The 13,489-nt window shown below is 64.7% G+C and carries 17 protein-coding genes; 12 read left to right on the top strand and 5 right to left on the bottom strand.

The window, feature by feature from the left end; genetic code table 11:
* Positions 1-12 precede the first annotated feature (12 nt).
* The 5 genes from BN2694_RS07790 to BN2694_RS07770 all read left to right on the top strand — a co-directional run bounded on the left by BN2694_RS07790 (position 13) and on the right by BN2694_RS07770 (position 3,320).
* Positions 13-333 carry a hypothetical protein gene (locus tag BN2694_RS07790; protein ID WP_135663875.1) on the top strand — a complete coding sequence of 107 codons (321 nt, stop codon included), beginning with the start codon at positions 13-15 and terminating at the stop codon, positions 331-333.
* A gap of 37 nt (positions 334-370) precedes the next feature.
* On the top strand, positions 371-676 hold the full coding sequence (locus BN2694_RS07785) for a DUF7565 family protein (protein WP_135663874.1): 306 nt from the start codon (positions 371-373) through the stop codon (positions 674-676).
* 45 nt (positions 677-721) lie between these two features.
* Positions 722-1,303, top strand: coding sequence for a GNAT family N-acetyltransferase (locus BN2694_RS07780; RefSeq protein ID WP_135663873.1), 582 nt, complete (start codon positions 722-724; stop codon positions 1,301-1,303).
* Between the two features lie 133 nt (positions 1,304-1,436).
* Positions 1,437-2,873, top strand: coding sequence for a phosphomethylpyrimidine synthase ThiC (gene thiC, locus BN2694_RS07775; RefSeq protein ID WP_135663872.1), 1,437 nt, complete (start codon positions 1,437-1,439; stop codon positions 2,871-2,873).
* A gap of 63 nt (positions 2,874-2,936) precedes the next feature.
* On the top strand, positions 2,937-3,320 hold the full coding sequence (locus BN2694_RS07770) for a DUF2237 family protein (protein ID WP_135663871.1): 384 nt from the start codon (positions 2,937-2,939) through the stop codon (positions 3,318-3,320).
* 54 nt (positions 3,321-3,374) lie between these two features.
* Here BN2694_RS07770 and BN2694_RS07765 read toward each other — a convergent pair whose 3' ends face one another.
* The 4 genes from BN2694_RS07765 to BN2694_RS07750 form a co-directional block, all read right to left on the bottom strand.
* Entirely contained in the window at positions 3,375-3,887 is a 513-nt protein-coding gene (locus tag BN2694_RS07765; protein WP_135663870.1) for a hypothetical protein, read from the bottom strand.
* The gene (locus tag BN2694_RS07760; RefSeq protein ID WP_135663869.1) at positions 3,888-4,190 is read right to left on the bottom strand and encodes a hypothetical protein; all 303 of its coding nucleotides are present in this window, start codon (positions 4,188-4,190) and stop codon (positions 3,888-3,890) included.
* Between the two features lie 102 nt (positions 4,191-4,292).
* Positions 4,293-5,666, bottom strand: coding sequence for a D-aminoacyl-tRNA deacylase (locus BN2694_RS07755; protein ID WP_135663868.1), 1,374 nt, complete (start codon positions 5,664-5,666; stop codon positions 4,293-4,295).
* Positions 5,663-7,036 (bottom strand): sodium:calcium antiporter, encoded by a 1,374-nt coding sequence (locus tag BN2694_RS07750; protein ID WP_135663867.1) that lies wholly within the window; start codon positions 7,034-7,036, stop codon positions 5,663-5,665. The genes BN2694_RS07755 and BN2694_RS07750 overlap by 4 nt, the downstream gene beginning before the upstream one ends.
* Before the next feature lie 150 nt (positions 7,037-7,186).
* Between BN2694_RS07750 and BN2694_RS07745 the strand changes: the two genes are divergently transcribed.
* The 5 genes from BN2694_RS07745 to BN2694_RS07725 are packed head-to-tail and all read left to right on the top strand — an operon-like array spanning position 7,187 to position 11,728.
* Complete coding sequence (locus BN2694_RS07745; RefSeq protein WP_135663866.1) at positions 7,187-7,984, top strand: shikimate dehydrogenase; 798 nt, start codon at positions 7,187-7,189, stop codon at positions 7,982-7,984.
* Between the two features lie 24 nt (positions 7,985-8,008).
* Entirely contained in the window at positions 8,009-8,617 is a 609-nt protein-coding gene (locus BN2694_RS07740) for a helix-hairpin-helix domain-containing protein (RefSeq protein ID WP_135663865.1), read from the top strand.
* A 47-nt stretch (positions 8,618-8,664) separates the two neighbouring features.
* Positions 8,665-10,191 (top strand): anthranilate synthase component I family protein, encoded by a 1,527-nt coding sequence (locus BN2694_RS07735; protein ID WP_135663864.1) that lies wholly within the window; start codon positions 8,665-8,667, stop codon positions 10,189-10,191.
* Positions 10,188-10,820, top strand: coding sequence for an anthranilate synthase component II (locus BN2694_RS07730; RefSeq protein ID WP_135663863.1), 633 nt, complete (start codon positions 10,188-10,190; stop codon positions 10,818-10,820). Before BN2694_RS07735 ends, BN2694_RS07730 begins: the two co-directional genes overlap by 4 nt.
* Complete coding sequence (locus BN2694_RS07725; protein WP_135663862.1) at positions 10,817-11,728, top strand: aminotransferase class IV; 912 nt, start codon at positions 10,817-10,819, stop codon at positions 11,726-11,728. The genes BN2694_RS07730 and BN2694_RS07725 overlap by 4 nt, the downstream gene beginning before the upstream one ends.
* A gap of 15 nt (positions 11,729-11,743) precedes the next feature.
* Here the strand turns inward: BN2694_RS07725 and BN2694_RS07720 are convergent, their stop codons facing one another.
* A complete protein-coding gene (locus BN2694_RS07720; RefSeq protein ID WP_135663861.1) occupies positions 11,744-12,025 on the bottom strand; it encodes a transcriptional regulator in 282 nt (93 codons plus the stop codon).
* Between the two features lie 104 nt (positions 12,026-12,129).
* Between BN2694_RS07720 and BN2694_RS07715 the strand changes: the two genes are divergently transcribed.
* Complete coding sequence (locus tag BN2694_RS07715; protein ID WP_135663860.1) at positions 12,130-12,513, top strand: 30S ribosomal protein S6e; 384 nt, start codon at positions 12,130-12,132, stop codon at positions 12,511-12,513.
* An 84-nt stretch (positions 12,514-12,597) separates the two neighbouring features.
* The gene (locus BN2694_RS07710) at positions 12,598-13,473 is read left to right on the top strand and encodes a CheF family chemotaxis protein (RefSeq protein WP_135663859.1); all 876 of its coding nucleotides are present in this window, start codon (positions 12,598-12,600) and stop codon (positions 13,471-13,473) included.
* Positions 13,474-13,489: the final 16 nt, after the last annotated feature.

Genomic DNA, 13,489 nt, shown 5'->3' with positions numbered 1-13,489 from the left:
CCGAACGGTATCATGACCCACGACTGTCCCGCAGTGGGGCGTCGACGCTTCATCGCGGCGGTCGACGGCACGCTGACGGCCTCCCTGGCTGGATGCCCGACCGGCAGCGAGACGACTGACGCACAGACGCGCTCGTCGCCCACGGACAGAGAGTGCCGCCAAAGAGGCGAAACCAGTTGCTCACAGCTATCGACGACCACTTTTCCGATCCATTCGATGTCGAACGAACGACCGAGGCGTTCCTGGACACAGTCGGTAGTCGATCGGGACGGCCGGGGTGAGTACCCCACTCAGGACGGACTCGTTCTGGTGACGATGTTCGCCAATCGATAGGTGGGTTTTTTACGCTTGGTAGCGCGTACCCCCGGGTATGACAAGCTGGGAATGTGCGCTCGAAGGTTGCGGTGAAGGCTTCGACCGGGTCGAAGACCTGATCGTCCACCAGTCGACGAGCCACGAGCGCATCGAGTGTTCGGTCTGCGGGACGGTTCTCCCAGACGGGTACTTCGCAATCCGTCATGCCTTCGAGGAACACTCCCGAGCGGAGTACGTCCGCGCCTACGACGCCAGTGCCGCCGAGGTGCGCCGACGTGAAAAGGTCAAAGATAGCATCGAGACTTCCGCGGACATCCGTGAGATCGTCGATCGCCTCGAGGACGGGGACGACAGTCTGTGAGGGTGCCTGCAAATACTTTTCCCGAGGGCCGCGCTACCTCGTAGTATGTACGTTCGTGACGCGCGAAACCGCGACGAGGCCTGGTTGCTCGATCGCATCGAGGAGATGGAACTGGACGAGACGGCCTTCCGTTCGCGGGACTACGTCATCGCGGTCGACGAACGCAGTGACGAACGGACGGGTTTCGGCCGGATCCGTATCCACAAGGACGACGACGGCGACGTCTGTGAGCTGACGAGCATCGGCGTCCTCCCGGAGTGGCGCGGTCAGGGCGTCGGTGCTCACGTCGTCGAACGCCTCATCCAGGAAGCTGGCGACCAGGACTTCGAGATCGTCTACTCGCTGTCCGGCGAACCGGAGTATCTCGGGCAATTCGGCTTCGAACCGATCGACGAGGACCGACTCCCACCGAGCTTGACCGACCGTCTGGAGACGAAGCGAGACTCTCTGGAACCCGATGCCGTCCCGATGCGTCTCGCGACTGAGGACTTCGAGATGCCCGGTCGCCTTCGGGAAGTGTTCAAGTCCGCGGACGCCCGAGAGGGCGACGACGAACCCGAAGAATCCGCCGAGGACTTCGGCATCGACCCCGACGAAGCCACCTACAAGTACGATACCGGTAGCTGACACCGTTCTCCGTTTCCCTGTCTTCTTTCTGGCCCGACCAATTGCAATAGTGCTCTCCAGGAACGGTTCACGACTAAACGACATCCGTAATCACTAGGTTATATAACCCAGTAGTACATCGTGACGATCGACGATGACAACACAACTCCAGCGCGCACGCGACGGACAGATCACGCCAGCCATGCAGCGAGTCGCCGAGCGGGAGAATCACGACCCGGAATTCGTCCGTGAGAAGGTTGCAGACGGTGAGGCAGTGATCCCCAACAATCACGAACACGACTCTCTGGACCCGATGATCATCGGGACGGACTTCTCGACGAAGATCAACGCCAACATCGGCAACAGCGAACCGGAGAGTGACATCGAGACCGAACGGGAGAAACTCCACACCGCAATCGAGTACGGTGCCGATACAGTGATGGATCTCTCGACGGGCGGGGACATTCCGGAACTCCGGGCCGGTCAGATCGAACACTCGCCGGTCCCGCTCGGGACGGTTCCGATCTACGAGGCATTGAAGCAGGCCGGATCGCCGGAAGACCTCACTGCGGAGCTCCTCTGCAACGTGATCGAGTCCCAAGCTCGGCAGGGCACCGACTACCAGACCATCCACGCGGGCATCCTCCGGGAGCATCTGGCGTTGACCGACGGGCGGATCACTGGCATCGTCTCGCGTGGGGGGTCGATCCTCGCCGAGTGGATGGAAACCTACGGTGAACAGAACCCGCTGTATACACACTTCGATGAGATCTGTTCGATCCTCGCCGAATACGACGTGACGATCAGTCTGGGGGATGGCTTGCGGCCGGGCTCGCTTGCCGATGCCAACGACGACGCCCAACTGGCCGAACTGCGGACGCTGGGCGAACTCACCGAGCGCGCTCAAGAGCACGGCGTCCAGGTCATGGTCGAGGGGCCGGGCCACGTCCCGCTTGACGAGATCGGCGAGCACGTCCAGTATCAACAGGAGGTCTGCAACGGTGCGCCCTTCTACCTGCTCGGGCCGCTGGTGACCGACGTCGCGCCGGGGTATGACCACATCACGAGCGCGATCGGCGCGACGGAGGCCGCCCGCCACGGCGCGGCGATGCTGTGTTACGTCACGCCAAAAGAGCACCTCGGATTGCCCGATTCCGAGGACGTCCGGGACGGCCTGGCGGCCTACCGGATCGCCGCCCACGCGGGTGACGTTGCGGCGGGTACGCCAGGCGCGCGCGACTGGGACGACGCTATCTCCCAGGCCCGATACGACTTCGACTGGCGCGAGCAGTTCCGGCTGGCGCTGGATCCCGATCGCGCCAAGGACTATCACGACCAGACCCTGCCCGAGGACAACTACAAGGACGCCCGCTACTGCTCGATGTGTGGCGCGGAGTTCTGCTCGATGCGGATCGATCAAGATGCGAGAGACGGTGGCGAGATGGACGACCTCGATGCGGGCGTCGACCTCGCTGATTCCCCGGCCGCCGAGGTGAATCTCCCGCCGACGGGCACACACGACACCAGCGGCTTGCCGACGGTGCCCGAGGCGCTGTGTGACCACGCCGAGGATGTAGCGAGCGACGACTGAGCGAATCACGGCAAAACCCGTCCCGAAACCAACTGTTACCCGCCACTCGCAGTAACCGGCGGTATGTCCCAAAGCGACCCCGACGCCCAGCGAAACGTCCTGGGCGACCCACTCGAACCGTGCAGCAACACGCTCTCGACGGGCTATCAGCGCGACGGCCACTGCACGGCGGTTCCAGGTGACCGCGGAGAGCACCACCTCTGTGCGAAGATGACCCAGGACTTCCTGGAGTTTTCCCGCGAGCAGGGCAACGACCTGATCACGCCGCGACCGGAACTGGACTTCCCGGGACTCAATCCCAAAGACCACTGGTGTCTCTGTGTGGGTCGGTGGTTGGAGGCCCACGACGCTGGCGTCGCGCCGCCGGTCGTCCTCGAAGCGACCAACGAGACGGTCCTCGAAGAGATCGACTTGGAGACACTCCAATCTCACGCGGTCGAGGAGTAACTGCTCGCATCGAGGGGAAACACACTGTGGGTTTCGATCAGTGTCGTCGGCGTATTACTTCTCTTCCAGTAACGAGCGGGCCCGCTGTACGTAGCTGTTCGCCTCCCAGCTACGGGTTCCACTGATTTCTTCGAGTAGTGTCCGTGCCTCGTCACTCGACAGTTCGCCGGTTCGAACGAGCACTGAAAGCAGGGTCGGCGTCGTCACGAGCCGAGTATCGGCGAGCGACGCGTGAATCAGGCCGAGCTGATTGAACTCGTCACAGAGCAACAGCGCGGCGTCGCGATCGTTCGCGAGGGTGACGGCGGCGTTCTCACCGTCGTCGAGCGGAAACGTGGCGTCGAGATCGATCGACTGCGTCTCGAACTCCGCAGCCTGGTTGAGCACGGCGGTCGCTCCACGTCCGTGAACGTCGTCGTACGAGGCAATGTCCCGGAGTTCCGTGAGAACGACTGTCGGGACTACAACTTCGTAGCGAGTGAGACACAGTGTTAGGGGATCGACATCCCTGTCAGCGACGATGCCGAGACTGACCAGGGCAGAGGCGTCGGCGACGAGCATCGACATCTATACGTCGGCAACCTCGTCGATGAAATCTTCGTCCAGTTGCTGTTTCAACACGCGGAGGTTCGCCGCTTCCTCGGCACCGACGAGTGATTTGAGCTGTTCGAACGTGATCTCGTCGTCGTAGTAGGCGGCTGCGATCTCCTGGGTGAGCGCGTCATCGTGGGTTGCCTCCTGAAGGTATTCCCGGAGCGCAGTCACGAGGACGTCCGTCCGATCCTCCCCGAGGACATCCGCGAGTGCGTCGGTCCGGTCGACGAGCCGGACCGGCGCCCGGAACTGGACACGCTTCCTATCTGTACTCATCGTGTGTACATTGTGAGCCATCTTACTTAGCCCTTGGGAGCATAGGGGTCTCTGGGCGAGCCTGGATTGTCAGCGGGCAGCCCCACCTTCCCAACTAGTCAGTCAAATCGGGAACGTCTCTTCTCGCTCCCGACTGACCGCCTCAGGTTCGACCGTTTCACCGTCGACCTCAACGGCTTGCCCGTTCGCCAGTTTTCCGAACTTCGGCCCTTCCGGGACGCCTGCCTTTGCCGCGAGTTCGGGATCGAACGCTTCCTTGTGCGCGAGGACACGATCGTCTTCGACGATAACCTCGTCGTAGTCCGTCCGTAACACGTCGGCGAGCGCCTCGACTAGTTGTTCGCGGTCTTCGCTGTCGGCGACGACGGCTCGATCCCCGACGAGCGTCGCACTCTGTTCGGTGGTGAACGCGAGCGCGCCGCTCTCGACGGCCTCCCGGGTCGCCTCGCGGTCGATCCCCTGTGCTTCGTCCAGTAACTCATCCGGCATCTCGACGACCTCGAAAGTCCCATCGTCGCTCCGGGACTGATCGCCGAATCGTAGCCCGTCCGCGACAGAGACCACTCGGTTTTCGATGCGACGAGCAATGGGCAGCGGGACACCGTCGACTGCCCGGAGCCACGTTTCGCCGACGGTTTCGTACCCCAGCTCGTCGATCGCTCGTTCGAGGCGTGGACGGTTGCCGTCGATCAGGGCGTACTCGGCCGCGCTCTCTTCGAAGGCCGCTTGGAGGATGTCTTCGCTTTCGAGCGGATCGCCCATCTCGTCGAGGCCCCAGTCGGCCGCGATGTGGCCGACCGCCCAGTCGGTTTCGCGGACGATGCGCTCGAAGCGGGGGACGTAGTGGTTCCCGTCGAACCCGATGAGGTGCCGGCGGGCGCTATCTTCGCCGTCTTTCTGGGGGGCGTCGGCCGCGACGCCACGCAGATCGAGGATCGCCCGCGCGACCGCTCGGGCGGCGTCGGGGTCGTCCCACTGGTCGGGGCCACTGCCGACTTCGACGAACAGCGAGGGGACGCCCACGTCGGTTGGGCCGTGGTGAGTACACTCCATCCCGACTTCGTATCCTTCTGGGGCGTGTTCGGCCAGCGCGTCGAGAACGCGGCTGTGAGCGTTCGGAGCAGCGCGGGCAAGATCACGGTTTGCGCCGCCGTACTCGGCCGCTCCGAAGTTGCCCGTGTGGTGGGCGGTCAGCAGTGGGCCGGTCTCCCCCGAGTGCCGGGACGCAAAGACGACGAGATCCGGATCGTCGAAGACCGCGGCGACCCCGTCAACTTCGAGGTGCCACTTCTCGAAGACCCGCATCTCGAACCCGTCGGTGCGATAGATCTCACCACCGCCCGCGGCCGGCGCTCGCTCGTCGTCGTGCTCGATTGTCCAGTCCGCCACGTCGAGGAGGTGATCGTAGATGTGTTCGGAGGCGCGATCTTCGGTCGAGACGACGATGCCGACGGTTCGCGTGGCACGTCCGGTCATCGTTCCTCGATCTCGAAGTCACTCCGGCGACCGAACGCCGTCTGGATCACCTCGTATGTCATGGCGAGCATCTCTTTGACTGCCTGACGGCGGTAGAGGAACATCGCGAGACCGATGAGGACGTACACGGCCGTATAGCCGAGCAGGATCTGGTGGCTGACGGCCTCGGGATTCGGTAGCGAGAGTACGTTCAACACCACGAACTCGGCTACCACCTGTGAGACGAACAAGACGAGCAATCCGACCGCCTCACGGAGGCTGATGTTGAAGTTGACCAGGATCGCCAGCGCGAAGAACGACTGGGCGGCCGTAATCCAGATTTCCAGACTCTGTTTGTAGTCGAACGCGAGCGTTCCGAGTCCCCCCTGTGCGACGCTATAGACGACCGCCAGCGTCCCGATCAGCAGCGTCCACTGGTTGAGCTTCGAGGAAATCAGGGCGTTGAATCCGGCCGAGGACCGGGCCTTGTTGACGAGATAGACGACCACGATCAACTCGGGGGATTCGCTGGCCAGCGGTGCGATCCACTGGATCATGAAGAACTTCGGGACGCCGTACTGGAGCCCGAGTTCTTCGAGCCCGTGGGCGAAGGGCTCGACGGCGATCAGGATCATGATGCCCGAGTAGATGAACAGCCCCATCACGGTCGCGATCCGCTTTGGCTTTCGGTAGGCTTGGAGGTAGCCGGGCACGCCGATCTGTTCTTCCTCTGTTTCGATGCCCGAGCGAATGATGATCAGGATGTAACTCACGTACAACCCGACGAGGACGACGGTGTCGATCAAGTCGATCCCGCCGCCCAGCGGGACGAGAAACGCCCACAACGTCGCCAGCCAGAGAAACGTGATCTCGGTCGTCAGCGCCTTGTCCAGGGTCACGATGTCGGCGAGAAATCCGTCCCGGAATTCGACGGATTCGTCCCGGACTCTGTAAGCTCGATAGACAGTGAACAGCGCGATCCCGGACCAGCCCAGGCCGATCAGGATCCGGTTGGCTCCGGTCATGTTGGCGATAGCGAGATTCCCGGCTTCGGCACCTGCCGCCGTTCCGGACTGTGCGCCAGCGTTCCAGGCGTAGAAGGCGTCGACGGCGTACTCCGGAGCCACGGCCAGCACCGCGAGGACCGCGAGTGCGAACGCCCGGGGGACGTCTTTCTCGGCTGTTTCGGCACCCCACGCGAGCAGGAACGACGCGCCGACGACGGCCAGCCCGGTCACCAGCACGGTCAGCTCCGTCGAGAGGGCAATCCCGGAATCGATCGGCATCCATTCGAGTGTCGCCGCGATCCGCGACAGCTCGACGACGACCCACGGGATCGTCAATGCGACTGCGGCGGCGACTGCCGTTAGTGGATGGCGTAGACGAGACACACTGAGTGGTTACCCCTCCGAAAATAATGTCTTGCGGAGTTGCTCTTCCCGTGCTAACGGCTCACATACTGTCGGACGCCCGAGCGAGCACGGTATCGGTTCTCGGTGACAACCGCCGCGGTTTTGACGATCCCGGCCGTCACCCGGTTCATGGACGTCTATGGACTCATTGGGAATCCCGTCGAACATTCTCTCTCGCCGCCCATGCACGAAGCCGCCTACGACGAGCTGGGAATCGACGCTCGCTACGTCACCTTCGAGCCGGCCGAAGGCGCAGCCGGCGAGGCAGTCGACGCGGCGGCGACGCTCGGACTTGCCGGCCTGAACGTCACCATCCCGTTCAAACAGGCCGTCCTCGAGGCGGTCGAGCCGGACGATCTGGCGGCCCGGATCGGCGCAGTCAACACGATCGACTTCTCCGGTGATCGACCGACGGGCCACAACACCGATGCGATCGGTGCCGTGCGCGCACTCGAGGCCCACGACGTCGATTTGGAGCGGGATGCGGTCGTCGTCGGTGCTGGCGGGGCCGGCCGGGCGGTCGCGTTCGGTCTGGCTACGGAAGGGATGGACGTCGCGATCGCCAATCGAACCGTACAGAAGGCCCACGACCTCGCGGCGGACGTACCCGGCGCGAGCGGTCACGGCCTCGACGCCCTCCCCGAACTGCTTTCGGGGGCGGACGTGCTGGTGAACGCGACCAGCGTGGGGATGGACGAGGATCGCTCGCCGGTCCCGACCGACGCACTCCACGGAAATCTTGCCGTGCTCGATGCGGTCTACAGCCCCATTCAAACTCGCCTCCTCCGGGAGGCTGCTGAGACGGGCGCGACGACGGTCGACGGCGCCTGGATGTTGCTCTTCCAGGGCGTCGAGGCGTTCGAGCGCTGGACCGGACGGGACGCACCTGTCGATGTGATGAATCGAGCGCTACGTGGACGCCTTTAAGTCCCGGCGCTCGTATCACCGCACATGGGACTCATCGAACGGATCAAAGTCGCCCTCGGGCTGGCGCCCCGTGAGCCCACACGTGCTCGCCAAGAGGGAGGGTCGACTGGCCAGGACGTCGCTGTCACGGTCGAACACGAACCCAACACCGAGACTGAGGACGCGGTGAAGGGAACCGGAACGGACGTGGAGGGATCCGCCGAGGGGACGGCCGAACCGGCCGCACAACCGAACGAGTCGACCGAAGACGACGAATCGGCGACTATTGGGACTGGCGACGACGAATCGGCGACCACTGCAACTACCGACGACGAGAGTACCTCGACAGCGACTGCCGATACCGACGAACGTGCGTCGGTAGCCACCGATGACGACAGTGAGCCGACGAGCACGGACGACACTGAAACCGAGGCGGAGGATGAAGATGAGAGTGAAGGGACGGCGGAATCGTCCGAAGAAGCCGTCGACGTCCAGTCGATCGACGGGATCGGCCCGGCCTACGCCGAACGGCTCGGCGAGGCCGGTATCGAGGCCGTCGCGGACCTGCGCGAGGCCGACGCCGCGACCGTCGCCGAGGACAGTGGGATCGCGGAGGGGCGCGTCTCGACCTGGATCGAGCGGGCAAGCGAATAACGCAGCGACCGCAACACGATTGTTCTCTCGATCCGTCTGGGCGTCCAATGAGTGAGCCGCGAGTGGTGACCGACCGGTCGACGTTCCGCGAGGTGGCGGCCGATGCGGGTCCGGCCGATCGCGTCCCCGTCGAGGCCCGTGTGACAGTCCCCGACCCCTTCGACGCCTACCGACGCGCACGTTCGAATGAGGGTGGTGCGTTCCTCGAGGCGAGCGGCGGCGCCGAGGGATGGAGCTATTTCGGTGTCGATCCCGTCGAGTGGCTGACCGTCGGTCCGGACGGGGACGCGATCGACGCGCTCGTTGATCGACTCGACGGAGCGGGCCTTGTCAGGGGCAATTGTGGGGTTCCCTACCCCTGTGGTGCGATCGGGTGGCTCTCCTACGATGCCGCCCGCGAGATCGAGGACTTGCCGGCCGATGCCGAGCGCGACCGGGATCTGCCGCGTTTGCAGGTCGCCTTCTACGATGCGCTCGTCGCCTGGCGCGAACCTGCCGACTCGCCGGTCGAACTCCGCGTGACGGCCTGTCCGCGCCTCGGCGACGGGTCGGCCGCTGACGGGGACTGGCATCGCAATGTCAGCGGGACGGATCCCGACGCCGCCTTCGAGCGCGGTCACGAGCGGGCGCTGGAACTCGCCCGGCGAGCCCTCGATGGCGATCGCGCTGCGACGGAACCACCCGATGACGGACCGGTCCGGTTCCAGAGCGACTGCGGGCGGGCGGCGTTCACCGACCGCGTCGAGCGGGTCAAACAGTACGTCCGCGACGGCGACACCTTCCAGGCAAACGTCTCCCATCGGCTCCGGGCGCCGGCCGCGGTCCATCCGGTCGAGACCTTCGCCGCGCTCCGCGAGGTGAACCCGGCGCCGTACTCGGGCCTGCTGGAGTTCCCCGACGTCGATCTCGTAAGCGCGAGCCCCGAACTCCTGCTCCACCGGGACGGCGATCGACTGGTGACCGAACCGATCGCGGGGACCCGACCGCGAGGCGAGACGCCCGCTGCAGACCGCACACTCGAAGCCGATCTCACCAGCGACGAGAAGGAACGCGCCGAACACGCCATGCTGGTCGACTTAGAGCGCAACGATCTCGGGAAAGTCAGCGTGTTCGGGAGCGTCGACGTCCGGGAGTACCGACGGGTCGACCGCTACTCGGCGGTGATGCACCTGGTCTCGCTGGTCGAGGGGCGACTCCGTCCGGAACGGGACCTGGCTGACGCGATCCGGGCGGTCTTCCCCGGCGGGACGATCACCGGCGCGCCCAAGCCCCGGACGATGGAAATTATCGATGAGGTCGAGGCCACGCGACGGGGTCCGTACACCGGGAGTATTGGCATCTTCGGGTTCGACGACCGAGCGACGCTCAACATCGTCATCCGGACGCTGGTCCGCTACGACGAGGAGTACCACCTCCGGGTCGGGGCGGGAATCGTTCACGACTCCGTGCCCGACCGCGAGTACGACGAAACCCTCGATAAGGCACGTGCGCTGGTGAACGCCGTCGGGGACGCGCTGGATAGCGAGGTCAGTGTCGTCGACGCGGGCGACGGTCCCGGGGTGGATCGGACGTGACCGGGCCGATTCTCGTAATCGACAACTACGATTCGTTCGCGTACAACCTCGTCCAGTACGTCGGCGAGGCCCTGTCCGACCGGATCGATCTCGAACTGCGACCGGCTGACCCCCGAGAGGCAGTCGTCGTCCGGCGAAACGACGCGATCGACGCGCCGGAGATTCGGAATCTCGACCCCGCCGGGATCGTCGTCTCACCGGGGCCGGGCACACCAGCCGAGGCGGGGGTCTCGCAGGCGGTCTTCGAACTCGACTATCCGGCGCTTGGGGTCTGTCTCGGCCACCAGGCGCTGTGTTCGGCAAACGGCGCGGCGGTCGGCCACGCACCGTCGGTCGTCCACGGCAAGCCCTCGACGGTGACTCACGACGGCCGGGGACTGTTCGCGTCGCTGCCCGATCCGATGGACGTCGGTCGGTACCACTCGCTGGCGATCGACCACGAGGCGTTGCCGCCAGTGCTCGAAGAGACGGCTTGGACCGACGACGAGGCCCGCGTCGTCATGGGCGTCCGCCACCGCGAGCACCCTCACGTCGGCGTGCAGTTCCACCCCGAGAGCATCCTGACCGACGCCGGCAAGCGACTCGTCACGTCGTTTTGCGAGCGGTCACTGCGAGGTGACTTGGCGTGACCGACGACTGGTACTCCCACGTCGACGGCGAGATCGTCCCGGCCGAGGAGGCGACCGTCAACGTGCGCGATCGCGGGTTCGCCTACGGCGACGCGGCCTTCGAGACGCTGCGGGCGTACGGCGGCGAGGTCTTCGCCTGGGACGCCCACGCCGATCGACTCGAACAGACCTGCGAAACCTTGGGCTTCGCGGAGGCGATCCCGCCCAGGGAGGACCTCCGCGAGCGGATCGAAGAGACGCTTGCGGCCAACGACCTCGCGGATGCCTACGTGAAGCTCTCGATAACCAGGGGAGTCCAGCCCGGGAAACTGACACCCGAGCCACGGGTCGACCCCACGATCGTCGTCACGGTGTCGGAACTTCCCCGGGGCGGCGTCGACGGGACACCCGTCCACGACGGTCCGGCGACTGTTGTCACCGTCGATCGGCGACGGGTTCCCGACGCCGCGATCCCGGCCGACGCCAAGACCCACAACTACCTGAACGGGATCCTCGCGCGGCTGGATCTTCGCCGTGGCGGCGAGGGGGCCGACAGTGGACCGGCTGACGAGCCAACGGCGGACGAGGCACTCTTGCTGGACGAAGGGGGCTCGCTAACGGAAGGCGCGACGAGCAACCTCTTTTTCGTCGCGGACGGCGTTCTCCACACGCCCAGTACCGACCTGCCCATCCTCCCTGGCGTGACCCGCTCGATCGTTCTCGAACTCGCCCGCACAGAGGGTCTGCCAGTCGAAGAAGGGTTCTATCGGCCGGAGCGACTCCGATCGGCCGACGAGGCGTTCCTGACGAACACGACCTGGGAAGTTCGTCCCGTCGAAACGATCGACGGCGAGGCAGTCGGTGGTGGCCCGATCACCGAGTTGCTCGGGCGACTGTACGACCGACGCGTCGAGCGCACGTGTTACTGACGCCGTACGGCCCCGCTACTCGATCCGGAACGCCGGCGGTGTCACGTCCTCGCTGTGACAGTCCGGACATCGACTCGGAACGTTCAACCGGTCGTCGAAGTCGGTGAACCCACAGTCAGCGCACTCTGGCGGGGCGACCAGCAACTGCTCGTCGGTCTCCTCCAGAGATGCGGCGATGTGCTCGATGTGTTCCAGGGTGGTTGGCGTCGAAAGGGCAAATTCCGCGGCCAGCGCGGTCGCCGATAGCGCCTCCTCGCGCAACTGGTCGGTGATCCGCTCGCGAGTCGTCCGTTCCATGCCGGGGGGTCGGGGCGCGCGGTCAAATCCGTTCGGTTCGACGGCGAACCCCGGTGTCGGGGCGTTCCGACGGGCTTTTTAAGCGCGCCCGGTTTCGAACGTGTATGGCAGATTTCACCGTCGCCGTGGCCGACCCGGAGGCCGGCGACACCTACCAGGTCGAAGTTGAGGGACAGGACGCCAACCGATTTGTGGGCCGCGAACTCGGCGACGAAGTCGAGGGCGACGCGGTCGGGCTCGGCGGGTTCACGCTCGAACTCACCGGCGGCTCCGACGACGCCGGCCGCCCGCTGCGCGAAGACGTCCGCGGCACGGATCTCAAGTCGATCCTGCTTGAGGGCGGAACTGGTTTCAACCCCGAGCGCGACGGCCAGCGCAAGCGCGTCACTGTCCGTGGCCGGGAGGTCAGTGATGCGGTCCGCCAGCTCAACGCCCGGATCGTCGAGTACGGTGACGGCGACGTCGACGAACTCCTCGGCGCGGAATAGCCCTGCGGGCGTTTTCTCGATTGATATTCGCGCGAAACCCTCAATACTTGGCCGTTCGTATCGACGGGCAGACAGGCCCAAGTCATGTCGGAGTCAGTCATCGCCGATTTCGTCGCTAAATTCAACTCGGAGAAGACTGCGCGGGCTGAACCGACGACCGGACGGGTCCTTCTGAGTCAGAAACGGCTGGTACTGGCTGCAGACGAGTCCAAGACGACGATCCCACTCTCGAACGTCTTCGATGTCGCTGTCGGGCACGTCCCGCCGGGCCTGGGTGATTTCTTCGATTCGACGGTCACGATCGCCTTCGAGAAGGGCGACCGGCGGCTCGTCGCCGTGATCGAATCCGACGACGCGAAAATCGAGAAGTTCTCGACGGTACTGTTCAAGGCGCTGCTCAACGGCACGGACACGACCGTCAAACATCCCGCCGAACTCGGCGGGCGCGTCACCGACGCGGAGTACACACCGGCTAAACTCGCTTTGGAGCCCAAGGGCGTGCGGTTCAACCGCTCGTCGGATTCCTTTACGATCTCGCTGTCGGCTGTTACCGAATTCAGCAGAGATACCAGGGAAATCGCCGGTTCCAGCCGGGCGACCATCGTCGTCAGGCACATGCCCGACGGGCAGGCGATGACGACGGTCGCCGCCCTCCCCTCGTCGCGGAAGCTCTCCTTGCTGGGTCGGTACCTCCGGCTCGAGTATTCGGACTTGATGGGCGAACTCAAGGACATCGAGCTTACCAACGCCGAGAAAGAGTTGTTGATCGCCGTCTACTCCGCCGGCGACATGGGGGGCGTCTCGCTGGCGAACGTCGTCGATCGGGACGCAAGCGAAGTGACCATGCTCGTAAACGACCTCGAAGCCGATGACTTGGTCACGACGACCGACGACGGGCCGGTGCTGACATCGAAAGGGCGGGTCGTCGTCAACCGGCACCTCGATGATGTTAACGACTGACCTCACGTCGCAGTGG

The sequence above is a fragment of the Halorhabdus rudnickae genome (assembly GCF_900880625.1).
In the GTDB taxonomy this organism is placed as follows: domain Archaea; phylum Halobacteriota; class Halobacteria; order Halobacteriales; family Haloarculaceae; genus Halorhabdus; species Halorhabdus rudnickae.
This window is presented reverse-complemented; position numbering and strand designations above follow the sequence as displayed.